A 22,183-nucleotide genomic window follows, 5' to 3' on the forward strand; every position below is an offset into this window, starting at 1 on the left:
GTGGCCGGCCGCACCCCCGGTACGCAATCGCCGGACGGGCCGAAATTCCGCCCGTCCGGCGACGGCAGTTCGACGACAGGGCCTAGCCGACGACGGTCCAGTTGTCGTTGCCGGCGAGGAGAGCGGCGAGGTCGCCCTTGCCGTGCTGTTCGACGGCGGTGTCGAGCTGGTCCGCCATGAGGGTGTCGTAGACGGGGCGGTCGATGTCGCGCAGGACACCGATGGGGGTCTGGTGGAGGGTGTCGGGGTCGGCGAGGCGGGAAAGGGCGAAGGCGGTGGTCGGGGAGGCCGCGTGGGCGTCGTGGACCAGGATTTGTTGTTCGTTCTCCGGGGTGACGGTGACGACCTGGAGGTCGCCGGTGCCGGGGTCGCGGACGACGCCCTTGGTGTTGTCGGTGCCGAAGCGGATGGGCTGTCCGTGTTCGAGGCGGATGACGGCGTCCTGGGCGCGTTCCTTGTCCTTGAGGGCCTCGAACGCGCCGTCGTTGAAGATGTTGCAGTTCTGGTAGATCTCCACCAGCGCCGTGCCCGGGTGGTCGGCCGCCGCGCGCAGCACGCTCGTGAGGTGCTTGCGGTCGGAGTCGATGGTGCGGGCCACGAAGGATGCTTCCGCGCCGATGGCCAGGGAGACCGGGTTGAACGGGGCGTCCAGGGAGCCCATCGGGGTGGATTTGGTGATCTTGCCGACTTCGGAGGTGGGGGAGTACTGGCCCTTGGTGAGGCCGTAGATCCGGTTGTTGAACAGGAGGATCTTGAGGTTCACATTGCGGCGCAGGGCGTGGATGAGGTGGTTGCCGCCGATGGACAGGGCGTCACCGTCGCCGGTGACGACCCAGACGGACAGGTCGCGGCGGGAGGAGGCGAGCCCGGTGGCGATGGCCGGGGCGCGGCCGTGGATGGAGTGCATCCCGTAGGTGTTCATGTAGTACGGGAAGCGGGAGGAGCAGCCGATGCCGGAGACGAAGACGATGTTCTCCTTCGCGAGGCCGAGCTCGGGCATGAAGCCCTGGACGGCCGCGAGGACGGCGTAGTCGCCGCAGCCGGGGCACCAGCGGACTTCCTGGTCCGACTTGAAGTCCTTCATGGACTGCTTGGCCTCGGCCTTGGGCACCAGGTGCAGGAGCTGGTTGGCGTCAGGCATCGATGGCCTCCTTGAGTGCCGTCGCGAGCTGTTCGGCCTTGAACGGCATGCCGTTGACCTGGTTGTAGCTGTGGGCGTCGACGAGGTACTTGGCCCGGATGAGGGTGGCGAGCTGGCCGAGGTTCATCTCGGGGACGATGACCTTGTCGTACCGCTTGACGATGTCGCCGAGGTTGCCCGGGAAGGGGTTGAGGTTGCGCAGATGGGCCTGGGCAATGGGCTGTCCGGCCGCGCGGAGCCGGCGGACGGCGGCGGTGATGGGGCCGTAGGTGGAGCCCCAGCCCAGCACCAGGGTCCTGGCGTCGGAGGGGTCGTCGACCTGGAGGTCGGGGACCTCGATGTTGTCGATCTTGGCCTGGCGGGTGCGGACCATGAGGTCGTGGTTGGCCGGGTCGTAGGAGATGTTGCCGCTGCCGTCCTGCTTCTCGATGCCGCCGATGCGGTGTTCGAGACCAGGGGTGCCGGGCACCGCCCACGGCCGGGCCAGGGTGTGCGGGTCGCGCTTGTAGGGCCAGAACACCTCGGTGCCGTCGGCCAGTTCATGGTTGGGGCCGGTCGCGAACCGGACCCGTAGGTCGGGCAGTTCGTCGGTCTCGGGGATCTTCCACGGTTCGGAGCCGTTGGCGAGGTACCCGTCGGAGAGCAGGAAGACGGGGGTGCGGTAGGTCAGGGCGATGCGGGCGGCTTCCAGGGCGGCGTCGAAGCAGTCGGCCGGGGTCCTGGGGGCCACGATCGGGACCGGGGCCTCGCCGTTGCGCCCGTACATCGCCTGGAGCAGGTCGGCCTGCTCGGTCTTGGTCGGCAGACCGGTGGACGGGCCGCCGCGCTGGATGTCGATCACGATCAGCGGCAGCTCCAGGGAGACGGCGAGCCCGATCGTCTCCGACTTCAGCGCCACCCCGGGCCCGGAGGTGGTGGTCACGGCGAGGGATCCGCCGAACGCGGCCCCCAGCGCCGCCCCGATCCCCGCGATCTCGTCCTCGGCCTGGAAGGTCCGCACCCCGAAGTTCTTGTGCTTGCTCAGCTCGTGCAGGATGTCGGAGGCCGGAGTGATCGGGTACGAGCCCAGATACAGCGGCAGGTCCGCCTGCCGGGACGCGGCGATCAGCCCGTACGACAGCGCCAGGTTCCCCGAGATATTGCGGTACGTACCCGCCGGGAACGCCTGCGAGGCGGGCGCCACCTCGTAGGAGACCGCGAAGTCCTCCGTGGTCTCCCCGAAATTCCATCCGGCCCTGAACGCCGCCACGTTCGCCTCCGCGATCTGCGGCTTCTTCGCGAACTTCGCCCGCAGGAACGCCTCGGTCCCCTCGGTCGGACGGTGATACATCCACGACAGCAGACCCAGCGCGAACATGTTCTTCGACCGTTCGGCCTCCTTGCGGGAGAGCCCGAACTCCTTCAGCGCCTCGATCGTGAGCGTCGTCAGCGGGACGGGGTGGACGTTGTAGCCGTCCAGCGACCCGTCCTCCAGCGGACTGGTCGGGTAGCCGACCTTCGCCATCGGCCGCTTGGTGAACTCATCGGTGTTCACGATGATTTCCGCCCCGCGCGGCACATCGCCGATGTTCGCCTTCAACGCGGCCGGATTCATCGCGACCAGGACGTTCGGCGCATCCCCCGGCGTGAGGATGTCGTGGTCCGCGAAATGCAGCTGGAACGAAGAAACCCCCGGCAGGGTCCCTGCGGGGGCGCGGATCTCGGCGGGAAAGTTCGGCAGCGTCGAAAGATCGTTTCCGAACGACGCGGTCTCCGAAGTGAAGCGGTCACCGGTGAGCTGCATACCGTCTCCGGAGTCACCCGCGAAGCGGATGATCACCCGATCGAGGCGGCGGATCTCCTTCTCGCCGGCGCCCGCATGATCGGGGCGGGGGGCACGCTGTCCCCCGACGAGCGCCTCGCTGGCCTCATCGGCCTGTTCGGCTGGGCTACTGACCTGGCTGGTCACTGAACTGGACCTCCCTCGGGGCGGCGGCTCGGGTCCCGCCGGCCCGCCGACGGTCCCCATGCCCACCCTACGTCGGTAAGGGTCGCCTTCCCCGGACCGGTCAAATGGTGGACGTCATTTTGGGACGCGATTTGATACCGGTTTGTCATGTTTCGCAAGCCCCCCAGCCGTTCGATGAAGACGCTGTGCACTCATCCTTTGGTGCTAGGACCCCGGTGACGTTCATCGGTGCCGGTACCCCGCCCCGGTCACCGCGGCGGCCGTGGCCGGCTCCCCGCGGTGACCTCCACCAGATATCTGACAGGGTGTCAGTTCATCAGGATTTCAGGTAGGTCAGAACGGCCAGCACCCGGCGGTGATCCCCGTCACTGGGGGACAGCCCCAGCTTCAGGAAGATATTGCTGACGTGCTTCTCCACGGCGCCGTCGCTCACCACCAGCTGCCTGGCCACCGCGGAGTTCGTCCGCCCCTCCGCCATCAGGCCGAGCACCTCGCGCTCGCGCGGCGTCAGCCCGGCCAGGACGTCCTGTTTACGACTCCGGCCCAGCAGCTGCGCCACCACCTCCGGGTCCAGCGCCGTCCCGCCCTGCGCCACCCGGACCACCGCGTCCACGAACTCCCTGACCTCGGCGACCCGGTCCTTCAGCAGATATCCCACGCCCCGGCTGGACCCGGCCAGCAACTCGGTCGCGTACTGCTCCTCGACGTACTGCGAAAGGACCAGCACCCCGATCCCCGGATAGTCCTTCCGCAGCCGCACGGCCGCCCGCACACCCTCGTCGGTGTGGGTCGGAGGCATCCGCACATCGGCGACCACCACATCGGGCAGCGCGTCCTGCCCCGCCAGATCGCTCACCGTCTTGATCAGCGCCTCGGCGTCCCCCACTCCGGCGACGACGTCATGCCCCAGATCGGTCAGCAGCCGGGTGAGTCCTTCCCGGAGCAGCACCGAATCCTCGGCGATGACTACTCGCACCCTGTCCTCCACCATGAAGCCGTATCCCCCACTGTTCGCTGGTCCCGCATCTACGGTCTCCAGCATCCCAGCATCGGCGCCCTGCTGTCCTCGGCCGCCGGGTGGACTTCAGCCGTGTTCAGCCGCGCCACGGCAACTCGGCCGTGATCCGGGTCGGGCCGCCCTGCGGGGAATCCACGACCAGGACGCCGTCCACCGCCTCCAGCCGCTCGGTCAGCCCGGCGAGCCCGCTGCCCGACGACACATCGGCGCCGCCGCGCCCGTTGTCGGTGACCTGGAGCATCAGCCGGTCCGCCGCCCGCCACACATCGACCGAGGCGCGGGTCGCCCGTGCGTGCTTGCTCACGTTCTGGAGCAGCTCGGAGACCGTGAAGTACGCGATGCCCTCGATCGCCTGGGCCGGCCGGGAGGCCAGGTCCACCTCGACGTTGACCGGGACGGTGCAGCGGGAGGCGATGGCGGAGAGTGCGGCGTCGAGTCCGCGGTCGGTGAGGACGGCGGGGTGGATGCCGCGGGCGAGGTCGCGCAGTTCCTGGAGGGCGACCTTGACCTCGCCGTGGGCCTCGTCGACCATGCGGGCCGCGGCTTCGGGGTCGTCGGTCAGCTTCTCCTTCGCCAGGCCCAGATCCATGGCGAGGGCGACGAGGCGGGCCTGGGCGCCGTCGTGGAGGTCGCGTTCGATGCGGCGCAGGTCGGCGGCGGCCGTGTCGACGACCACCCCCCGGTCCGACTCCAGCTCCGAGACGCGGGTCGCCAGCCGGGACGGCCCGAGCAGCCCGGCCACCATGACCCGGTCCACGCTCACCAGACCACGGATGATCCACGGCGTGACGAGGACGAACACCAGGCCGACCGCGCTGGTCAGGGCCATTTCGACGGAGGAGTCGAGGCGGACGTCATGGGCCCGGTCGCTGTACAGCTGAATGCCGCCCCGACCCGTGTACGCCGGGAAGACCCAGCGCCACAGCGGGTAGGTGAACGCGGTCCACCCGATCGTCCAGAACGTCACCGCGACGGAGAAGGCGAAGATCGCCCACGGCATGTGCAGCAGTGCGTAGAGCAGATGCCGCCAGGACGCCCCGCTCTTGAGCATCGCGCCCATCCAGGACATCAGGCCGCCGGTCCTGCCGCGCACCGGCGCCGGGGCCGCCACATCCACCTTCAGCAGTCCGCGCGCCCGTGCCCGTTCCATCGCGCCGAAGCCGCGGCACATGGCCAGCGCGCCGGCCAGGATCGGAACCCCGAGGAAGGTGATCAGCATGCCGACGCCCAGCGTCGTCAGGGGGATCGAGAGGCAGAACAGGACCACGCCGATCGGCAGGCTCAGCAGCAGGTACGTGAGCTCGCGCCAGGTCCTGCCCTCGACGGGCGCGCGCAGCGCGGCGGGGAAGAAGTGCTTCACCGGGGGATGGTCCCCGAAGTCGGCTCCGGACCGCTGGTGGTCCCGAGTGTCCGGTCCGTATGCCGTGGCCATGGGTGCTGTCCGTTTCTTCTCATCTTCATCAGCGGTCTGTTGCCGTTATGACAAGGGTGCTGTTCCGCGGGCCGGCCCGCCATGAGGGGGGTATCCCTCTTCGGCCGGGGGTTTTCCCCACCATCGAGGGGTGCGTACGGCCATGCACGGGCTGTACTGGTGGCGCTCGACCGGGCTGCACTGGTGGCGGTCGGCCGGGCGAGGCTGGCGGTGCTCGGCCGGGGAGGCTGGTGGCGCTCGACCGGGGGAGGCTAGCGGCGCTCGGCCGCCCCCGTATTGCCCGGCTCCTTGTCCTTCCGCTGCTCACGGTCCCGCCAGGGCAGTTCCGCGGTGACCGTCGTGGGTCCGCCGACCGGTGAGTCGAGGACGAACAGCCCGTCGACGGCGCCCAGCCGCTCGGCCAGCCCCGCCATTCCCGTACCGCCGTCCATCCGGGCCCCGCCCCGTCCGTCGTCGGTGACCTGGAGCATCAGCCGCTCCCCGGAGCGCCACACCTCGACGGACGCTGAACGCGCCGCGCTGTGCTTGCTCACATTCTGGAGCAGCTCGGAGACCGTGAAGTACGCGATCCCCTCGATCGCCTCCGCGGGACGCCCCGGCAGATCCACGCTCACTGCGACGGGGACGGTGCAGCGGGAGGCGATGGCGGAGAGTGCGGCGTCGAGTCCGCGGTCGGTGAGGACGGCGGGGTGGATGCCGCGGGCGAGGTCGCGCAGTTCCTGGAGGGCGACCTTGACCTCGCCGTGGGCCTCGTCGACCATGCGGGCCGCGGCTTCGGGGTCGTCGGTCAGCTTCTCCTTCGCCAGGCCCAGGCCCATGGCGAGGGCGACGAGGCGGGCCTGGGCGCCGTCGTGGAGGTCGCGTTCGATGCGGCGCAGGTCGGCGGCGGCCGTGTCGACGACCACCCCCCGGTCCGACTCCAGCTCGGCGATCCGGCGCTCCAGCTCGTCGGAGGGCGAGAGCAGCCCGCGCACCATCGACCGGTCCACGTTGCTGAGGAGCCGCGCGACATGGGGGAGCACCGGCCACAGCACGAGGAGGCTCACGAGCGTCACCGCGAAGGTGAGTACGCCCCAGGGCAGCCGGATGAAGGAGTACAGCACCGTCCGCCAGCCCACCGGGTCCTTGATGCTCGACCACAGCCAGGAGAAGAACCCCTTGTCCCGGCGGGACAGATCCATCGGGCTCGGCTCGTCGATCCGCACCCCGAGCATCGCCCGCGCCCGGCCCCGCTCGGCCTTGCCGATCAGCCGCGCCCCGTGCAGCCCGAGGGCGAGCAGGGGCAGACCGATCACCGTGACCGCAAGTCCCACGCCGACAGCGATCATGACAACCGTGTAAACGAACCCGGCAATGGCCATGGGGAGATTGGCCAGCAGATGGCCGATCTCCTTCCAGGTCCAACGGTCGAGGACGAGGCGGGCGGGCGGTGGTCGGTCGTTGTCCGGCACCGGGGGGCTCATGGTCATACGCCCCAGCCTGCCGGGCCGGACCGGCGCACGCCATGGGGCTCATGGGTGAGGTGAAGTAGGGATAACCCCACCCCTTGTCCGACGCGGCTGCTTACCGTCTCTTTAACAGGGCCTAGACTCCCGTGCGTACAGATCACCGGACGGATTCGAGGGAGCGAGGGGCGGACGTGGCGGACCTGCCGGAATCGACCGTTCTCGCGTCGGACTACTTCCACGGTTACTCAGTGGTCGGACTGCTCGCCGTGATCGGCGTGCTGTTCGTCGCCGTCGCCTTCGGGGCCGGCCGACTGCTGCGTCCTGTGGTCCCGACGCCGGAAAAGCTCCTGACGTACGAGTGCGGCGTGGATCCGGTGGGTGAAGGATGGGCACATACCCAGGTCCGTTATTACGTCTATGCCTTCCTGTACGTGATCTTCGCCGTCGACTCGATCTTCCTGTTTCCGTGGGCGACCGTATTCGCCGCACCCGGATACGGGGCGACGACGCTGGTCGAAATGTTCATCTTCCTCGGTTTCCTGGCCGTAGGACTGCTCTACGCATGGAAGAAGGGCGTCCTCGAATGGACGTGACCAGCCCGCGGGCCGACGAGGGATCCGAACCGCAGCCCGAGCCGACCTTCCTGCCGGAGCCCAAGCGGCTCGGCGTCCTGTCGCGCCTGGCGCCCGAGCCGATGAAGGTGGTCCTGAACTGGGGCCGCCGCTACAGCCTCTGGGTCTTCAACTTCGGGCTCGCCTGCTGCGCCATCGAATTCATCGCCGCCTCCATGGCCCGGCACGACTTCATCCGGCTCGGCGTGATCCCGTTCGCGCCCGGCCCGCGCCAGGCCGATCTCATGATCGTTTCCGGCACGGTGACGGACAAGATGGCCCCGGCGGTGAAGCGGCTGTACGAGCAGATGCCCGAGCCCAAGTACGTCATCTCCTTCGGTGCCTGTTCCAACTGCGGCGGCCCGTACTGGGACTCGTACTCCGTGACCAAGGGCGTGGACCAGATCATCCCGGTCGATGTCTACGTCCCCGGCTGCCCGCCCCGGCCGGAGGCGCTGCTCCAGGGCATCCTCAAGCTCCAGGAGAAGATCGCCCGGGAGTCGCTGGGCGAGCGGTACGCGACGGGCGGCGGCAGCCGTCCCTCCACCGCCGCACTGCGCAGCGGCCTGGTCGCGCCCCCGCAGGACCCGGCGCCGGCCCCGGGGAAGGACCGCGCATGACCACCACCCCTGCCGACGCCTACGACCGCCTGCCCGACGCCGCCGCCGAGCTCTTCGGCGAGGACGCGACGGCGGAGTACGCGTACGACCTGCTGACCGTCGACGTACCGGCCGCCGCCTGGATCGCCGCCCTCGAAACGGCCCGCGACCGGCTGGGCTGCACGTATTTCGACTGGCTGAGCGCGGTCGACGAACCGGGCACCGGCTTCCGGGTCTGCGTCCATGTCGCGGCCCTGGCCGGGGGCAAGGTCCGTCGGCTCATGATCCGTACGACCGTTCCGCACGAGGCGGCGGTCCTTCCCACCGCGATCGACGTCTACGCGGGCGCCGCCTGGCACGAGCGCGAGACGCACGAGATGTTCGGCATCGGCTTCGACGGCCACCCGCACCTGGTGCCGCTGCTGCTGCCCGAGGGCTTCGAGGGCCACCCGCTGCGCAAGGACTTCGTGCTGGCGGCGCGCGTCGCGAAGGCCTGGCCCGGCGCGAAGGAGCCGGGCGAGTCGGAGCACGGCGGCCCGAAGCGGCGCACGATGCTGCCGCCCGGCGTCCCCGACCCGAACGAATGGGGCCCCCTGAAGGGCCAGCTCCCGCCCGCCCCGTCCCGCCCGGCCCGCACCCCGCGAGCGGCGGGCGACCGCCCGGTGCGCCGCACCCGCAGCACGAGCGAGGGCTCGGCCGCCCAGCGCACGGCAGCGGCGGCAGCGGCCCCGGCCCCAGAAGCGGGCGCGGATGCGGGTACGGAGACGACACCCAGGACCACGACCCCGCGCCGCACTCGGAGCGCTTCCCAGGGCTCGGCGAGCCAGCAGCCGACGAGCCGGCAGGCGGAGACGGTTGCGCCGGGTGCGGGTACGGGTACGGGGACCGATACGGGTACGGGGACCGGGGCAGCGGACCCGAGCCTCGGAACCAGCGATGCCCCGTGGCATCACGCCCGCCCGGCTTTCGACGCGAATGCGGGGGCGGGGGCGGACTCGGGTGCTCCCCAGCCGGACGGGACCATTCCGGACCCGGCTGCTCCCGGTCTTGGCGGGGCCACTCCGGACCCCGGTACTCCCCAGCCCCTCCGGCGTTCGAGGAGCGGGGGTCCGGGGGCGGAGCCCCCGGTTCGGGAAGAGGCGGGTAGGGGAGAGGCCACGCGCAGCGGCACCCCCGACGCGGACACCGACACCGACGCCACCCCCGCTACCGAGACCACCCCCGCGAACCACCCCGAACCCTCGGCGCACCCGAAAACCCCAGAGACCCCGCAAACCCCAGAAACCGCGAAAACCCCAGAGACCCCCGATCCCCCCGCCGGAGGCGATACCGCGTGAACGACGTACTGGACGTCGCCCTCCGCCTCGTCATCGTCTTCGCCGTGTTCATGGTCCTCCCGCTCGTCGTCGGGCAGACCGAGCACAAGGTGATGGCCCATATGCAGGGCCGCCTCGGCCCCATGTACGCCGGCGGCTTCCACGGCTGGGCCCAGCTCGTCGCGGACGGCGTGAAGTTCGCGCAGAAGGAAGACATCGTCCCGGCCGAGGCCGACCGCCGGATCTTCCAGCTCGCGCCGGCCGTCGCGCTGCTCCCGTACCTCCTCGTACTCGTCGCCATCCCGATCGGCCCCGGCGAGGGCGCGGTCGGGCAGGTCGTCGACGCGGGCATCTTCTTCGTGCTCGCCGTCATGGGCGTAGGAGTCCTCGGCTCGCTGATGGCCGGCTGGGCGTCGGCGAACAAGTTCTCCCTCCTCGGCGGCCTCCGTACCGCCGCCCAGCTGCTCGCGTACGAACTGCCGATGCTGCTCGCCGCCGCCTCCGTCGCGATGGCGGCCGGCACCGTCTCCCTCCCGGGCATCCTCGATGCCTTCGAGTGGTGGTGGCTGCCCTGGCAGATCGTCGGCGCGCTGGTCTTCTTCGTGGCCGGACTCGCGGAGCTGCAACGCCCGCCGTTCGACATGCCGGTCGCCGACTCGGAGATCATCTTCGGCGCGTACACCGAGTACACCGGCCTGCGCTTCGCCCTGTTCCTGCTCGCCGAGTACGCGGGCATCGTCGTCCTGTGCGGACTGACCACCGTTCTCTTCCTCGGCGGCTGGCACGGCCCGTTCGGCGCCGACGGACTCGGCTGGGTCTGGACGCTCCTCAAGACCGCGGTCCTCGCCTTCGTCGTCATCTGGCTGCGGGTGTCCTACCCCCGGCTCCGCGAGGATCAGCTGCAGAAGCTCGCCTGGACCACGCTCATCCCGCTCGCTCTCGCGCAGATCGCGCTCACCGGCATCGTGAAGGTGGCGATCAGCTGATGCCCCCGATTCCCGGCTCCGGCCTGGCCAAGGGCCTGGCCGTCACCCTGCGGACGATGACGAGGAAGACGGTCACCGCGCAGTACCCGGACGTCCAGCCCGAGCTCCCGCCCCGCTCCCGCGGCGTCATCGCGCTGTTCGAGGAGAACTGCACGGTCTGCATGCTCTGCGCCCGTGAGTGCCCCGACTGGTGCGTCTACATCGACTCCCACAAGGAGACGGTGCCGGCCTCGACCCCGGGCGGCCGCGAGCGCAGCCGCAATGTCCTCGACCGCTTCGCGATCGACTTCTCGCTCTGCATGTACTGCGGTATCTGCATCGAGGTGTGCCCCTTCGACGCGCTGTTCTGGTCGCCGGAGTTCGAGTACGCGGAGACGGACATCCTCGAACTCACCCATGAGCGCGACAAGCTCCGCGCATGGATGTGGACGGTGCCGGAACCGCCGGCGCTCGACCCGGGCGCCGAGGAGCCGAAGGAGATCGCCGCCGCCCGCAAGACGGCGGAGAAACTCGAAGCCCAGCGCGCCCAGGAAGCCCAGCAGGCACAGCAGGCCCGACAGGCTCAGGAAACCCAGCAGAACCAGAGCGAAGCAGAGGGGGAGGAGTGACACTCGCAGCCACCGCGGCCCACTCCGCTCACACCGCCCTCGCCGCCCAGCCGGCCCACTCCGGCTTCCTCTCCCCGACCGGCATCGAGATCGCCTTCGTCCTCGTCGGCATCGCCACCCTCGGCGCGGCCCTCGTCACCGTCACGACCAAGCAGCTGGTGCATGCCGCCCTCTGGCTGGTCGTGGCGCTCGGGGGTCTCGCCGTCGAGTACCTCCTGCTCACCGCGGAGTTCATCGCCTGGGTGCAGGTACTGATCTACGTCGGTTCCGTGGTCGTCCTCCTTCTCTTCGGGCTGATGCTCACCAGGGCCCCCATCGGCCGCTCCCCGGACGCCGACTCGGGCAACCGCTGGGCGGCCCTCGCCGTGGCGGTCGCCTCCGCCGGCGCGCTCGTCTGGGTCGTCGTCGACGCCTTCCGGACCACCTGGATCGACCTGGGCGGACCGGCCCGGGGCTCGACCGACGTGACCGGCTCCTTCCTCTTCCGGCACTGGGTGCTGCCGTTCGAAGCACTCTCCGTCCTGCTGCTAGCCGCCCTAGTCGGCGCGATCGTCCTGTCCCGCAAGCGCGGTAAGGAGCAGAGCTGATGCACCTCGCCTATCCCGCCGTGCTCGCCGCCCTCCTCTTCTGCACCGGGCTGTACGGAGTGCTCGCCCGTCGCAACGCGATCCTGGTCCTGATGTCCGTCGAGCTGATGCTCAACGCCGTCAACCTCAACCTGGTCGCCTTCGACGTCTGGCTCCGCGACACCCTGCACTCCGGCCAGGCCCTCACCCTCTTCACCATCGCCATCTCGGCGGCGGAGATCGGCATCGGCCTGGCGATCGTCCTCGCCGTGTACCGCAACCGCGGCAGCTCGGACGTCGACCGCCTCCGCGACACCGCCGAGACCGACGCCGCCGAAGCCCTCCCGGACGACGAGTCCGGCACCGGCACCGAAGACCAGGCCACTGCTGCGGCAGGGAAGGCAAAGAAGGCAGAGGCCACCGCGTGACCACCACGACCCTCGCCGTCCTCGTCCCCCTCCTTCCGTTCCTGGGCGCCGCGGCCGGTCTCCTGTCCGGCCCGCCCGTCTCCCGCCGCCGCCCCGAGAAGGGGCTTCGCGCGCTTCTCTTTGCCCCCGGCTTCGTACGGCCCCTCGCCGTACTGCCCACCCTCGCCGCCGCCGTCATCGCCGCCGTCGTCGCCGCACGCCAGGGCGGCGGCCGGGCCATCGACGCCGCGACCCAGCTCACCCCCACCGGCTCGGTCCCGATCGACCTCGCCCTGCACCTCGACGGCTTCGCGGTCCTCGTCGCCGTCCTGGTCGGGCTCGTCGCGACCTGTGTGCAGATCTACTCGACCGCCTATCTGCGCGACGACCCCCGCTACCCCTCGTACGCCGCCCTCGTCTCCCTCTTCACCTCCGCAATGCTGCTCGTCGTCTACTCGGGCGACCTGATGGTGCTCCTGGTTGGCTGGGAGATCATGGGCATCTGCTCGTACTTCCTCGTCGGCCACTACTGGGAGACGCCCGAAGCCCGCGCCGCCTCCCTCAAGGCCTTCCTGGTCACCAAGCTCGGCGATGTCCCCTTCCTGATCGGCCTGTTCGCGCTCGCCGCCGACACCGGCACCTTCCGCATCACCGGCATCCTGGGCGCCGTCGCCAACGGCGGCCTGGACCACCCCACCCTCATCGCCCTGCTGCTCCTCGCGGGCGTCGCCGGCAAGTCGGCGCAGTTCCCCCTGCACACCTGGCTGCCCGACGCGATGGCCGGCCCCACCCCCGTCTCCGCGCTCATCCATGCCGCGACGATGGTCGCCGCCGGCATCTACTTCGTGGCCCGGCTCCTCCCCGTCTTCGCCCAGTCCGGCGCGGCGCTCGTCGTACTCGCCGTCATGGCGGCGATCACGATGATCGGCTCAGGACTCGCCGCCCTCGCCCAGGACGACATCAAGCGGGTCCTCGCCTACTCGACGATCGGCCAGCTCGGCTACATGGCCGGCGCCCTGGCCGTCGGCGACCGCGGGGCCGCCGTCTTCCACCTCCTCTCCCACGGCGCGTTCAAGGCCGTCCTCTTCCTCGCGGCCGGCGTCGTCATCCACGCCGCCGGGACCAACTCGCTGGCCGCCATGTCCCGCATGGGCGGCCTGACGAAGCGCATCCCGGACGCCTACTGGACGATGACCGTCGCCCTGCTCGCGCTCGCCGCCATCCCTCCGTTCGCCGGCTTCTTCTCCAAGGAAGCCGTCCTCGTCGCCGCCGAGCACACCGCGCTCGGGGACCGGCACGTCGCCCCGGCCGCCGCCGGCTGGACCGTACTCGTCGCCGGACTGCTCGCCGCCGTCCTCACCGCCGCGTACGCCACCCGCCTCTGGCTCCTCGCCTTCCGGGGGCGCGGCGCCGAGGCCCCCGACCACGGCAGGCAGCCCGTCGCGATGACCGCCGTCCTCTGGGTCCTCGCCATCCCCACCATCGCCTTCGGACTGACCGTCGGCACGATCACCGACTGGTTCGACGGCCACAGCCTCACCCCGACCGTCACCACCGCCGTCCTCTCCACGGGCGTCGGCCTCGTCGGCGGCCTCGTCACCTACGGCGCCTGGCGCCACACCTCGGCGCTCGCCGCCCGTACCACCGTCGGCACCGTCGTCGCCCACCCCGACGCCGAACCCGCCCTCATCGAGGCCCAGGCCATGACGGCACACACCGCCGCCTACGGAGCCGACGGGGACGCCCCCGACCCGGCCGACCCCGGCCGACTGCTGCTCGGCCCGCTCCACCACCACGCCGCCGCCGGTTTCCACCTCGACGCCCTGTACACGGCGCTGTTCGTCCGCCCCGTCCAGGCCGCGGCGAGCCTCGTCCGCTTCCTGGACCGCGAGGTCGTCGACACCTACGTACGCGGCTCCGGCACCGGCGCACGCTGGCTCGGCACCGCCGTCCGCCGAGCCCAGACCGGCAACGTGCAGACCTACCTCGGCGCGCTGCTCGCGGGTTCCCTGGTCCTGGCGATCGCCGCCGTCGTCTTCGCCAACACCAACGCCGGGTCGTGAGCCGTGATCGATATCAGTGAATCCGTGATGCAGTTCCTTCTCGCGTTCATCGTCGTCGTCCCGCTCATCGGCGCCGTGGCCGCCCTGCTGCCGGCCCCGCCGGGACTGAAGGGAACCAGCCCCGACCAGGCCGTGCTCCGCCACGGCGTGACCGTCACCGGTGCGATCCTCGTCGCCGCGATCGTCCTCGCCGCGGGCTTCGACCACGACCACCCGTCGAAGATGCAGGCCACCACCGACATCAGCTGGATCCCGGCGCTCGACGTCCGCATCCATCTCGGCATCGACGGCATCTCGCTCCCCCTTCTCGTACTGACCGCGCTGCTGACCTTCCTCTGCGCGCTCTACAGCTACTTCAAGCTGCCCGCGGGCCCCTCCCCGAAGGCCTTCGTCGCTCTCCTGCTCGTCCTGGAGTCCGGCACCCTCGTGACCTTCGCCGTACTCGACCTGCTGCTGTTCTTCCTGGCGTTCGAGATGGTGCTCATCCCGATGTACTTCCTCATCGCCCGCTGGGGCGGTGCGCAGCGGCAGGCCGCCGCCTGGAAGTTCATCCTCTACACACTGCTCGGCTCGGTCGTCATGCTGCTGGGCCTGCTCCTCATCGGACTGAAGAGCGGCACCTTCGACATGGTGGCACTCGCCACTGACAACGGCCGTGGACTCACCTCGTCCGTGCAGGTCATCGCCGTTCTGGCGATCGGCATCGGGCTCGCCGTGAAGACCCCGATGTGGCCGCTGCACAGCTGGCTGCCGGACGCCCACACCGCCGCCCCGACCGTCGGCTCGGTCCTCCTCGCGGGCGTCCTGCTGAAGATGGGCACGTACGGATTCGTCCGCATCCTGCTCCCCATCGCCCCCGACGGGATGCACACCTTCGCGCCCTACCTCGCCGCCTTCGCGGTCGTCGGCATCATCTACGGATCGCTGGCCTGCCTGGCGCTGGTCCGCCCCGGCTCCAAGGGCGACCTCAAGCGCCTGATCGCGTACTCCTCCGTCGGACACATGGGCTTCGTGCTCCTCGGCATCGCGAGCATGACGCCCACCGGAGTCAACGGCGCGCTCTTCGCCAACATCGCCCACGGCCTCATCACCGGCCTGCTGTTCTTCCTCGTCGGCGCGGTCAAGGACAGGTACGGCACTGCCGACCTCGACACCCTCTCCGGGGCCACCGGAGCCGCGCTCTACGGCCGGGCACCCCACCTCGGCGGCCTCCTCGCCTTCGCCGCCGTCGCCTCCCTCGGCCTGCCGGGCCTCGCCGGATTCTGGGGCGAGATGCTCGCCCTGTTCGGCTCCTTCGACCCCGCCGACGGCCTCAGCCGGCCCGCCTTCCTCACCTTCATGTCGATCGCCGCGTTCGGCACCCTGCTCACCGCCGCGTACATGCTCATGGTCGTACGCCGGGTCTGCATGGGTGAGAAGCGCGAAGAGCCGCATCTCGCCGATGTCCAGGCGTACGAATTCGCCGCCTGGACCCCGCTCGTCGCGCTCACCGTCCTCGCCGGTCTGTGGCCCGCCGTCCTCCTCGGCCTCACCGACCCGGCCGTGCAGAAGCTCCTCGCAGGAGGCAAGTCGTGACCACAGCCGTCGTCACCCCGGACCTCGTCACCACCGCGGCCGAGAGCACCACCAGCCTCATCCAGTCCGTCGACTGGCTCGCGATCGCACCCCCGGTCGTCGTCGCGGCCATGGCGCTGATCGTCCTGGTCACCGACCTCTTCCTGCCCGAGCGCCGCAAACCGCTCCTCGGCGCGCTGACCATCACCGGGCTCGTCGCCGCCCTGGCCCTCCTCGTCCCGCTGCGCGACGGCGACCGCTCCACCTTCTGCCTCAATGCGGCGGCCACCGGATCCGGCGCCGCCGACGCCTGCAGCTACACCGCCGACCACTTCGCCCTGGTCATCCAGGCCCTCGTGCTCGGCGGCGCCCTGCTCACCGCCCTGCTCTCGCTCGGCGACATCCGCAAGCTCCCCGCCGGCGAGTTCTGGTTCCTGCTGCTGTCCTCCGCGTCCGGCGCCGCACTGCTGCCCGCCGCCCGCGATCTCGCCACCCTCGTCGTCGCCCTCGAAGTCGCCTCGCTGCCCGCCTTCGCGCTCGTCGGCATCAAGCGCGGCGACCGGCGGTCCTCCGAGGCCGCCCTGAAGTTCTTCCTCTCCTCCGTCGTCGCGACCGCCGTCATGCTGCTCGGCGTCAGCTTCGTGTACGCGACCACCGGCACCCTGCACCTCACCGAGATCGCCGCCCGGCTCGACGACGTACCCGGTCAGCTCGACACCCTCGCCAAGGTGGGCGTCGCCCTCACCCTGGTCGGCTTCGCGTTCAAGACGGCCGCCGCGCCCTTCCACTTCTGGGTTCCCGACACGTACATCGGCGCCCCCCTGCCGGTCGCGGCCTACCTCTCGGTCGTCGGCAAGGCGGTCGGCTTCTCCGGCCTCATCCTTGTCACCGTGGTCGCGTTCCCGGCGTACGCCGATGTCTGGGGACCGGCCCTCGCCGTCCTCGCCGCGCTCACCATGACGATCGGCAACGTCGCCGCCCTGCGCCAGAACGCCGGCCGGGCACGCAGCGCCGTGCGCCTGCTCGCCTGGTCGTCCGTCGCCCAGGCCGGCTACCTGCTGGTGCCGATCGCCGCCGCCGCGTACTCCAGCGACGAGCACATCGGCTCCACCGTCGCGTACGCCCTCATGTACGCCGTCGTGAACCTCGGGGCCTTCGCGGTCGCCGCCCTGGTCGCCCGTACCAGCCCCGGCAACCGGATCACCGACTACCGCGGTCTGTACGCCACCCGACCCCTCGCCGCCCTGGCGATGGCCTTCTTCCTGCTCTGCCTGGCGGGCCTGCCGCCCGGCGTCATCGGTCTCTTCGCCAAGGTCACGGTCTTCTCCGCGGCCGTCGACGCCGGACTCGGCTGGCTCGCCGTCGTCATGGCCGTCAACGTCGTGATCGCGCTCTACTACTACCTCCAGTGGACCGCGACGCTCTTCCGCGCCCCGGAGGAGGCTCCGGAAGGAGCCCCGGCGGCGGCCCGCGACGAGACCCCGGCGGACGGCTTCACACCCGCCCCCACCAGGCATGGAGCCCCGGCCTCCCTCGCCGTCGCGATCACGCTCACCGCCGTCGCCGGTGTGGTGCTCTCAGGCGCTCCGCAGACGGTCCTCAGGTTCGCCGCCGTCAATCTCTTCTGACATACCGAAGATCGGTTTGCCCGGGACGGCCCGTACAGGGCAAGGTCTTGCCCGCACACCCCCCACACATACGCATTCCAGAGGAGCAAGAGCAGTGCTGAACGGGTTCAAGGACTTCATCCTGCGCGGAAACGTCATCTCCATGGCCATCGGGCTGGCCGTCGGAGCAGCGTTCACCGCGGTCGTCACCGGCTTCAGCACGGCCTTCATCACCCCACTGATCGGCCTCGCCACCGGTTCCGTCGGAGACTTCAGCTCGGCGCAGTTCTCGGTCGAGGGCGCCATCTTCCCGTACGGGAAGTTCCTGGCCGCCGCCATCGCGTTCCTGATCACCGCCGCGGTCCTCTACTTCGGTGTCGTGGTTCCCATGGCGAAGGTCCAGAACCGTTTCGCCAAGGCGGAGAAGGTCGACATCAAGGCCGCCCTGCGCGACTGCCCCCGCTGCTACACCGAGATCCCGGCCATCGCCTCCCGCTGCGCCCACTGCACCAGCGAGATCAAGCCGGACTCCGAGGCGCTCGCGGTCGCCGGCTTCCCCGCCCAGCGCTGAGCGACCGGGCACCGGACCGGCACGCGCACAGCCACTGACCCGTACGGCCCAGAGCCTGATCCGGCCCGCGAGTGCCGGACAGGCCCTGCCCTGCGGCGGCGCGCACAAGGGAACTAGCTCCTCTCGCCTCGCGTTGACCTGTACGGGAGGCTCCACTGGGGGAGTGGAGACCACCAAGCAAAGGGTTCCCCTGCCGCACCATTTGGAGGGCGTACCGTGCACCGCCGGCACAACGGGCTGAGAACCGCCGTACTCCTCGGGGGACTGTCCGCACTCATCATCGTCATCGGAAGCTTCTTCGGACGTACGGGCCTGATCGTCGCGCTCCTCGTAGCCGTCGGCACCAACGCCTACGCGTACTGGAACAGCGACAAGCTGGCGCTCAGGGCCATGCGGGCCCGCCCCGTCAGCGAGTTCGAGGCACCACAGCTCTACCTCATGGTCCGCGAGCTCTCCACCGCTGCCCGCCAGCCCATGCCCCGGCTCTACATCTCTCCGACGCAGGCCCCCAACGCCTTCGCCACCGGGCGCAATCCGCGCAACGCCGCAGTCTGCTGCACCGAAGGCATCCTGCAGATCCTGGACGAGCGGGAGCTGCGCGGCGTACTGGGACACGAGCTGAGCCATGTCTACAACCGCGACATCCTGATCTCGTCCGTCGCCGGAGCGCTCGCCTCCGTCGTCATGTTCCTGGTCAACTTCGCCTGGCTGATCCCGGTGGGCCGGTCCAACGACGACGACGGGCCCGGGATCCTCGGGATGCTGATGATCATGATCCTCGGCCCCATCGCGGCGTCCGTCATCCAGCTGGCCGTCAGCCGCTCCCGCGAGTACGAGGCGGACGCCTCCGGTGCCCAGCTGACCGGCGACCCGCTGGCCCTGGCCAGTGCCCTGCGCAAGCTCGACGCAGGAACGAAACAGCTCCCGCTTCCACCGGAGCCGAGGATCGAGACCGCGAGCCACATGATGATCGCGAATCCGTTCCGCCCCGGCCAGGGCATGTCCAAACTCTTCTCGACGCATCCGCCCATGGCGGAGCGCATCGCCCGGCTGGAGCAGATGGCGGGCCCCCGCCCCTGAGAGCCTGTCGGGACTCCATCGACGCGTCGGCTCACGCGAGCGGCCCCGGACGAGGAGTCCGGGGCCGCTCGGAGCGATCAGCGGGCGCCGAAGGCCTCGTCGCTCGGGACCACCTCGCGGCCCAGCGGCATCAGCGAGATGGGGATCATCTTCAGGTTCGCCCAGCCGAAGGGGATACCGATGATCGACACGAACAGCGGGATGCTGGTGATCAGGTGCCCCAGCGCGAGCCACCACCCGGCGAAGACGAGCCAGATCACATTGCCGACGCAGGACGGCGCACCCGCGTCGGGCCGCTCCACGGTCGTCCGCCCGAACGGCCACAACACGTAACCGGCGATCCTCAGGGACGCGATGCCGAACGGGATCGTCACGATCAGCACGAAGCAGATGATCGCGGCGACGAGGTAGCCGAGGGCCATCCAGAACCCGCAGAACACCACCCACAGGATGTTCAGGATCAGCTGTATGAGCTTCATGGTCACTCGCCTTCCGAGGGTTTTGCCCGTCGTCGCTCTGCATGGTCAGTATCAGCCCCGGTCACGGACAGCAGTAACCGGAACGGGCCCGTGGAGTGACGAGGAGCGCAGGCGGACGGCCCGAGCCCCGCGGCACCGCCCCACTGTCAGTGCCGTCATTCACCATGAACGCATGAACGACACCGAGCAGTTGCTCGCAGCCGCGGAGAAGACCGCCCGCACCGCCTCGCGCCGGGAGAAGCACCTCCTCCTGCCGGGCGCCGATGCGCCGGGGCACGCCTGGTACGCGGATCAGCCCGACCTCGCCCAGCGGCTCGGCAGCTGGCTGGACGGCACCGCGTGGTACTCCGAGGAGTCCGAGGACGAAACGGCCGATCCGGCGCCCTGGCCGGAGTTCAGCGCCCGCACCTGACCCATGGGCGGCCGGGGCGCCGCCCGCTCATGGGGCGCGCAGGCAACCACGTCACAGGCACGAGCGTCTTGGATTCCAGGAACGAGTGACGGGTAGGTTCGCACGCATGAGCATTATCGGATGGATCATTCTCGGACTGGTGGCGGGAGTCATCGCCAAGGTCCTGCTGCCGGGCCGCGACCCGGGCGGCCTGGTCGGCACCACCCTCATAGGCATCGTCGGCGCCTTCCTCGGCGGCTGGATATCGTCGCGCTTCCTCGACCGCCCCATCGCCAACGACTTCTTCGACACGGCCACTTGGATCGCAGCCATCGGTGGTTCGCTGGTCCTGCTGATCCTCTACCGGCTGCTGTTCGGGAACTCCCGCGAACGCCGCTGACGCCCGTCCGTGCCGAAGGTACCCAACCCGGTCTCGCGCAGGGTCACATTGAGCCGGCCGCGGCTCATCCCCGCCGCGGGATCGGCGGTCCCGGGGCAGACCTTCGGCACGCCGTGGAACGCGAAACGTGACGGCCCGCCGAACACGAACAGATCGCCCGAGGCCAACTCCACGTCCGTGTAGGGCTTTCCGCGGTTCTCCGTGTTGCCGAAGCGGAAGACGCAGGTGTCGCCGATGCTGAGCGACACCACCGGAGCGCCGGACCGCTCCTCCTTGTCCTGGTGCATGCCCATCCGCGCCGCCCCGTCGTAGAAGTTGATGAGCGCGGTGTCCGGCGCGTACGTCCGTACCGGACTCTCGTCCCCGTACGCCGCGGTCAGCGCCTCGCGCCCCAACGCCGCCAGCCAGTCGGGGAATTCGGCCACCCGCGCGCCGTTCACATCGTCGGCCGTGCGCGAATACCGGTACGGCTGCCAGTGCCACCCCACACAGACCGTCTGCACGGACATCACCCCGCCGCCCGGCAGCACCGTGTGCCGCAGGGGCACGGGTCCGCGCGCCCATTCCCGGCAGGCCGCCACCAGCTCCCGCCGGCGCTCCGGCGACAGCCACTCCGGCACATGCACGGCTCCCGGCGCGACGACGGTACGAGGCCTCGGGAAGAGTCCGGACATCTCAACGCACCGCCAGGGCGCCTTCCAGCCCCAGGAGCCGCTCCTTGCGCTCCACGCCGCCCGCGTAACCCCGCAGCGCCCCGTCCGCGCCGATCACCCGATGGCACGGCCGCACGACCAGCAGCGGATTGCGCCCGATCGCCGTCCCCACGGCCCGTACCCCCGCCCCCGGGGTGCCGACGCGTTCGGCGATCTGTCCGTAGGACACGGTCTCCCCGTACGGGACGGTGTCCAGGGCGGCCCACACCCGGCGCTGGAAGTCGGTGCCCACGCCGTCCGCGTACACGATGTCGAAGCGGGTCAGCCGCCCCGCGAAGTACTCCCGCAGCTGAGCGGCGATCCCCGCGAAGGCCTCCGGGGCGTGGATCCACCCGTCCTGGACGACCGCGGCGCCCTTCTGGCCGGGCAGCGAGAGCGAGGCGAGCGCCACCCCGCCGGTGATCTCTTCGCCGACCAGCAGCAGTTCACCCAGCGGGCTGTCGACCGTTGCGTACATGGTCATGACTCGTCCCTTTCCTGCACGTCATGCCGGGATTCGACTGGATCGTCGCCCGACATGGACAAGTCTGCGTTCCCCGCTCCGGCATGACCGGCGGTTTTCGGACATCGCACCCGGGTGCGGAGCGGAGTATCCCGCTCCGCACACCGAAGGGGCGGGACCTACCGGTAGTTCACGAACTGCACGGCGAAGTCGAAGTCCTGGCCCTTCAGCAGTGCCTGCACGGCCTGCAGGTCGTCCCGGCTCTTCGAGCTGACCCGCAGCTCATCGCCCTGGACCTGAGCCTTGACGCCCTTCGGGCCCTCGTCGCGAATGATCTTCGCCACCTTCTTGGCGTTCTCCTGGGAGATGCCCTCCTCGATCGTGGCGAAGATCTTGTACTCCTTGCCGGACAGTTGCGGCTCGCCCGCGTCCAGCGACTTCAGCGAGATGCCGCGCTTGATCAGCTTGGACTGGAAGATGTCGAGGATCGCCTTGACCCGCTCCTCGCCGTTCGCCTCCATCAGGATCTTCTCGCCGGACCAGGAGATCGAGGCGCCGGTCCCCTTGAAGTCGTAACGCTGCGAGATTTCCTTGGCGGCCTGGTTGAGGGCGTTGTCGACCTCCTGCCGCTCGACCTTCGAGACGATGTCGAAACTGGAGTCGGCCATGACGTGTGGCTCCTTGTATCGGGGGTTCGGAAACGGGGTGCATACGGGCGGGGGCGGGCCTGTCGGCCCCGCGTCGCCGATCAAAGCCTAGCCACCCGCGCCCGATCGGGCCGCTGATCAATCCGGTGGCGAAGC

Annotated in this window: 23 protein-coding genes; 14 read left to right on the top strand and 9 right to left on the bottom strand. The window is 70.1% G+C overall.

All coding sequences use genetic code 11. The features are described 5' to 3' along the window. Window positions 1-82 precede the first annotated feature (82 nt). The 5 genes from ACFVX4_RS08635 to ACFVX4_RS08655 all read right to left on the bottom strand — a co-directional run bounded on the left by ACFVX4_RS08635 (window position 83) and on the right by ACFVX4_RS08655 (window position 7,008). Window positions 83-1,141, bottom strand: a complete 1,059-nt coding sequence (locus ACFVX4_RS08635) for a 2-oxoacid:ferredoxin oxidoreductase subunit beta (protein ID WP_389973407.1) — start codon at window positions 1,139-1,141, stop codon at window positions 83-85. After that, the gene (locus tag ACFVX4_RS08640; RefSeq protein ID WP_389973410.1) at window positions 1,134-3,089 is read right to left on the bottom strand and encodes a 2-oxoacid:acceptor oxidoreductase subunit alpha; all 1,956 of its coding nucleotides are present in this window, start codon (window positions 3,087-3,089) and stop codon (window positions 1,134-1,136) included. The genes ACFVX4_RS08635 and ACFVX4_RS08640 overlap by 8 nt, the downstream gene beginning before the upstream one ends. A gap of 316 nt (window positions 3,090-3,405) precedes the next feature. Continuing rightward, window positions 3,406-4,080 (bottom strand): LuxR C-terminal-related transcriptional regulator, encoded by a 675-nt coding sequence (locus ACFVX4_RS08645; protein ID WP_389973412.1) that lies wholly within the window; start codon window positions 4,078-4,080, stop codon window positions 3,406-3,408. Window positions 4,081-4,183: 103 nt separating this feature from the next. Continuing rightward, the gene (locus ACFVX4_RS08650; protein WP_389973415.1) at window positions 4,184-5,539 is read right to left on the bottom strand and encodes a sensor histidine kinase; all 1,356 of its coding nucleotides are present in this window, start codon (window positions 5,537-5,539) and stop codon (window positions 4,184-4,186) included. A gap of 251 nt (window positions 5,540-5,790) precedes the next feature. Then, window positions 5,791-7,008 carry a sensor histidine kinase gene (locus ACFVX4_RS08655; RefSeq protein WP_389973417.1) on the bottom strand — a complete coding sequence of 406 codons (1,218 nt, stop codon included), beginning with the start codon at window positions 7,006-7,008 and terminating at the stop codon, window positions 5,791-5,793. A 170-nt stretch (window positions 7,009-7,178) separates the two neighbouring features. Between ACFVX4_RS08655 and ACFVX4_RS08660 the strand changes: the two genes are divergently transcribed. The 12 genes from ACFVX4_RS08660 (at window position 7,179) to htpX (ending at window position 18,955) form a co-directional block, all read left to right on the top strand. Continuing rightward, window positions 7,179-7,580, top strand: a complete 402-nt coding sequence (locus ACFVX4_RS08660) for an NADH-quinone oxidoreductase subunit A (protein ID WP_189544080.1) — start codon at window positions 7,179-7,181, stop codon at window positions 7,578-7,580. Then, window positions 7,571-8,218: an NADH-quinone oxidoreductase subunit B gene (locus ACFVX4_RS08665; protein WP_389973419.1), complete on the top strand. Its 648-nt coding sequence runs from the start codon at window positions 7,571-7,573 to the stop codon at window positions 8,216-8,218. Before ACFVX4_RS08660 ends, ACFVX4_RS08665 begins: the two co-directional genes overlap by 10 nt. Beyond that, the gene (locus ACFVX4_RS08670; protein ID WP_389973422.1) at window positions 8,215-9,534 is read left to right on the top strand and encodes an NADH-quinone oxidoreductase subunit C; all 1,320 of its coding nucleotides are present in this window, start codon (window positions 8,215-8,217) and stop codon (window positions 9,532-9,534) included. Before ACFVX4_RS08665 ends, ACFVX4_RS08670 begins: the two co-directional genes overlap by 4 nt. Continuing rightward, entirely contained in the window at window positions 9,531-10,499 is a 969-nt protein-coding gene (locus tag ACFVX4_RS08675; protein ID WP_266415574.1) for a complex I subunit 1 family protein, read from the top strand. The genes ACFVX4_RS08670 and ACFVX4_RS08675 overlap by 4 nt, the downstream gene beginning before the upstream one ends. After that, window positions 10,499-11,107 (top strand): NuoI/complex I 23 kDa subunit family protein, encoded by a 609-nt coding sequence (locus ACFVX4_RS08680; protein ID WP_389973425.1) that lies wholly within the window; start codon window positions 10,499-10,501, stop codon window positions 11,105-11,107. The genes ACFVX4_RS08675 and ACFVX4_RS08680 overlap by 1 nt, the downstream gene beginning before the upstream one ends. Beyond that, window positions 11,104-11,694, top strand: coding sequence for an NADH-quinone oxidoreductase subunit J (locus ACFVX4_RS08685; RefSeq protein ID WP_389973427.1), 591 nt, complete (start codon window positions 11,104-11,106; stop codon window positions 11,692-11,694). The genes ACFVX4_RS08680 and ACFVX4_RS08685 overlap by 4 nt, the downstream gene beginning before the upstream one ends. Continuing rightward, a complete protein-coding gene (gene nuoK / locus ACFVX4_RS08690) occupies window positions 11,694-12,101 on the top strand; it encodes an NADH-quinone oxidoreductase subunit NuoK (protein WP_389973430.1) in 408 nt (135 codons plus the stop codon). The genes ACFVX4_RS08685 and nuoK overlap by 1 nt, the downstream gene beginning before the upstream one ends. Continuing rightward, window positions 12,098-14,143: an NADH-quinone oxidoreductase subunit L gene (locus ACFVX4_RS08695; protein WP_389973432.1), complete on the top strand. Its 2,046-nt coding sequence runs from the start codon at window positions 12,098-12,100 to the stop codon at window positions 14,141-14,143. The genes nuoK and ACFVX4_RS08695 overlap by 4 nt, the downstream gene beginning before the upstream one ends. A gap of 27 nt (window positions 14,144-14,170) precedes the next feature. Then, window positions 14,171-15,718: a NuoM family protein gene (locus tag ACFVX4_RS08700; RefSeq protein WP_389973996.1), complete on the top strand. Its 1,548-nt coding sequence runs from the start codon at window positions 14,171-14,173 to the stop codon at window positions 15,716-15,718. Then, the gene (locus ACFVX4_RS08705; RefSeq protein WP_389973435.1) at window positions 15,715-17,325 is read left to right on the top strand and encodes an NADH-quinone oxidoreductase subunit N; all 1,611 of its coding nucleotides are present in this window, start codon (window positions 15,715-15,717) and stop codon (window positions 17,323-17,325) included. Before ACFVX4_RS08700 ends, ACFVX4_RS08705 begins: the two co-directional genes overlap by 4 nt. Window positions 17,326-17,419: 94 nt before the next feature. After that, on the top strand, window positions 17,420-17,875 hold the full coding sequence (locus ACFVX4_RS08710; RefSeq protein WP_389973437.1) for an MscL family protein: 456 nt from the start codon (window positions 17,420-17,422) through the stop codon (window positions 17,873-17,875). Window positions 17,876-18,091: 216 nt separating this feature from the next. Further along, window positions 18,092-18,955 carry a zinc metalloprotease HtpX gene (htpX, locus tag ACFVX4_RS08715; protein ID WP_389973439.1) on the top strand — a complete coding sequence of 288 codons (864 nt, stop codon included), beginning with the start codon at window positions 18,092-18,094 and terminating at the stop codon, window positions 18,953-18,955. Window positions 18,956-19,032: 77 nt separating this feature from the next. Here the strand turns inward: htpX and ACFVX4_RS08720 are convergent, their stop codons facing one another. Beyond that, on the bottom strand, window positions 19,033-19,434 hold the full coding sequence (locus tag ACFVX4_RS08720) for a YccF domain-containing protein (RefSeq protein WP_072485811.1): 402 nt from the start codon (window positions 19,432-19,434) through the stop codon (window positions 19,033-19,035). A 172-nt stretch (window positions 19,435-19,606) separates the two neighbouring features. Here ACFVX4_RS08720 and ACFVX4_RS08725 point away from each other — a divergent pair, with 172 nt between their 5' ends. Both ACFVX4_RS08725 and ACFVX4_RS08730 read left to right on the top strand, forming a co-directional pair. Next, window positions 19,607-19,846: a hypothetical protein gene (locus ACFVX4_RS08725; RefSeq protein WP_389973442.1), complete on the top strand. Its 240-nt coding sequence runs from the start codon at window positions 19,607-19,609 to the stop codon at window positions 19,844-19,846. Window positions 19,847-19,952: 106 nt separating this feature from the next. Next, window positions 19,953-20,225, top strand: a complete 273-nt coding sequence (locus ACFVX4_RS08730; protein WP_266415556.1) for a GlsB/YeaQ/YmgE family stress response membrane protein — start codon at window positions 19,953-19,955, stop codon at window positions 20,223-20,225. On the opposite strand, the gene ACFVX4_RS08735 is transcribed toward ACFVX4_RS08730, so the two are convergent. The 3 genes from ACFVX4_RS08735 to ACFVX4_RS08745 form a co-directional block, all read right to left on the bottom strand. Continuing rightward, a complete protein-coding gene (locus ACFVX4_RS08735) occupies window positions 20,186-20,899 on the bottom strand; it encodes an alpha-ketoglutarate-dependent dioxygenase AlkB family protein (RefSeq protein WP_389973445.1) in 714 nt (237 codons plus the stop codon). The genes ACFVX4_RS08730 and ACFVX4_RS08735 overlap by 40 nt on opposite strands. 1 nt (window position 20,900) lies before the next feature. Further along, window positions 20,901-21,401, bottom strand: coding sequence for a methylated-DNA--[protein]-cysteine S-methyltransferase (locus ACFVX4_RS08740; protein ID WP_385546113.1), 501 nt, complete (start codon window positions 21,399-21,401; stop codon window positions 20,901-20,903). 158 nt (window positions 21,402-21,559) lie between these two features. Next, the gene (locus ACFVX4_RS08745; protein ID WP_030926258.1) at window positions 21,560-22,048 is read right to left on the bottom strand and encodes a YajQ family cyclic di-GMP-binding protein; all 489 of its coding nucleotides are present in this window, start codon (window positions 22,046-22,048) and stop codon (window positions 21,560-21,562) included. Window positions 22,049-22,183: the final 135 nt, after the last annotated feature.

Origin of the sequence: Streptomyces sp. NPDC058240 (genome assembly GCF_042882135.1) — a bacterium.
Taxonomy (GTDB): Bacteria; Actinomycetota; Actinomycetes; order Streptomycetales; family Streptomycetaceae; genus Streptomyces.

What these genes read in the sequence shown, in the direction of transcription:
- ACFVX4_RS08635 (WP_389973407.1), bottom strand. Translation starts at nt 1,141, where the DNA reads ATGCCTGACGCCAACCAGCTCCTGCACCTGGTGCCCAAGGCCGAGGCC.
- ACFVX4_RS08645 (WP_389973412.1), bottom strand. Translation starts at nt 4,080, where the DNA reads ATGGTGGAGGACAGGGTGCGAGTAGTCATCGCCGAGGATTCGGTGCTG.
- ACFVX4_RS08650 (WP_389973415.1), bottom strand. Translation starts at nt 5,539, where the DNA reads ATGGCCACGGCATACGGACCGGACACTCGGGACCACCAGCGGTCCGGA.
- ACFVX4_RS08655 (WP_389973417.1), bottom strand. Translation starts at nt 7,008, where the DNA reads ATGACCATGAGCCCCCCGGTGCCGGACAACGACCGACCACCGCCCGCC.
- ACFVX4_RS08665 (WP_389973419.1), top strand. Translation starts at nt 7,571, where the DNA reads ATGGACGTGACCAGCCCGCGGGCCGACGAGGGATCCGAACCGCAGCCC.
- ACFVX4_RS08670 (WP_389973422.1), top strand. Translation starts at nt 8,215, where the DNA reads ATGACCACCACCCCTGCCGACGCCTACGACCGCCTGCCCGACGCCGCC.
- ACFVX4_RS08680 (WP_389973425.1), top strand. Translation starts at nt 10,499, where the DNA reads ATGCCCCCGATTCCCGGCTCCGGCCTGGCCAAGGGCCTGGCCGTCACC.
- nuoK (WP_389973430.1), top strand. Translation starts at nt 11,694, where the DNA reads ATGCACCTCGCCTATCCCGCCGTGCTCGCCGCCCTCCTCTTCTGCACC.
- ACFVX4_RS08700 (WP_389973996.1), top strand. Translation starts at nt 14,171, where the DNA reads ATGCAGTTCCTTCTCGCGTTCATCGTCGTCGTCCCGCTCATCGGCGCC.
- ACFVX4_RS08720 (WP_072485811.1), bottom strand. Translation starts at nt 19,434, where the DNA reads ATGAAGCTCATACAGCTGATCCTGAACATCCTGTGGGTGGTGTTCTGC.
- ACFVX4_RS08725 (WP_389973442.1), top strand. Translation starts at nt 19,607, where the DNA reads ATGAACGACACCGAGCAGTTGCTCGCAGCCGCGGAGAAGACCGCCCGC.
- ACFVX4_RS08730 (WP_266415556.1), top strand. Translation starts at nt 19,953, where the DNA reads ATGAGCATTATCGGATGGATCATTCTCGGACTGGTGGCGGGAGTCATC.
- ACFVX4_RS08735 (WP_389973445.1), bottom strand. Translation starts at nt 20,899, where the DNA reads ATGTCCGGACTCTTCCCGAGGCCTCGTACCGTCGTCGCGCCGGGAGCC.
- ACFVX4_RS08740 (WP_385546113.1), bottom strand. Translation starts at nt 21,401, where the DNA reads ATGACCATGTACGCAACGGTCGACAGCCCGCTGGGTGAACTGCTGCTG.
- ACFVX4_RS08745 (WP_030926258.1), bottom strand. Translation starts at nt 22,048, where the DNA reads ATGGCCGACTCCAGTTTCGACATCGTCTCGAAGGTCGAGCGGCAGGAG.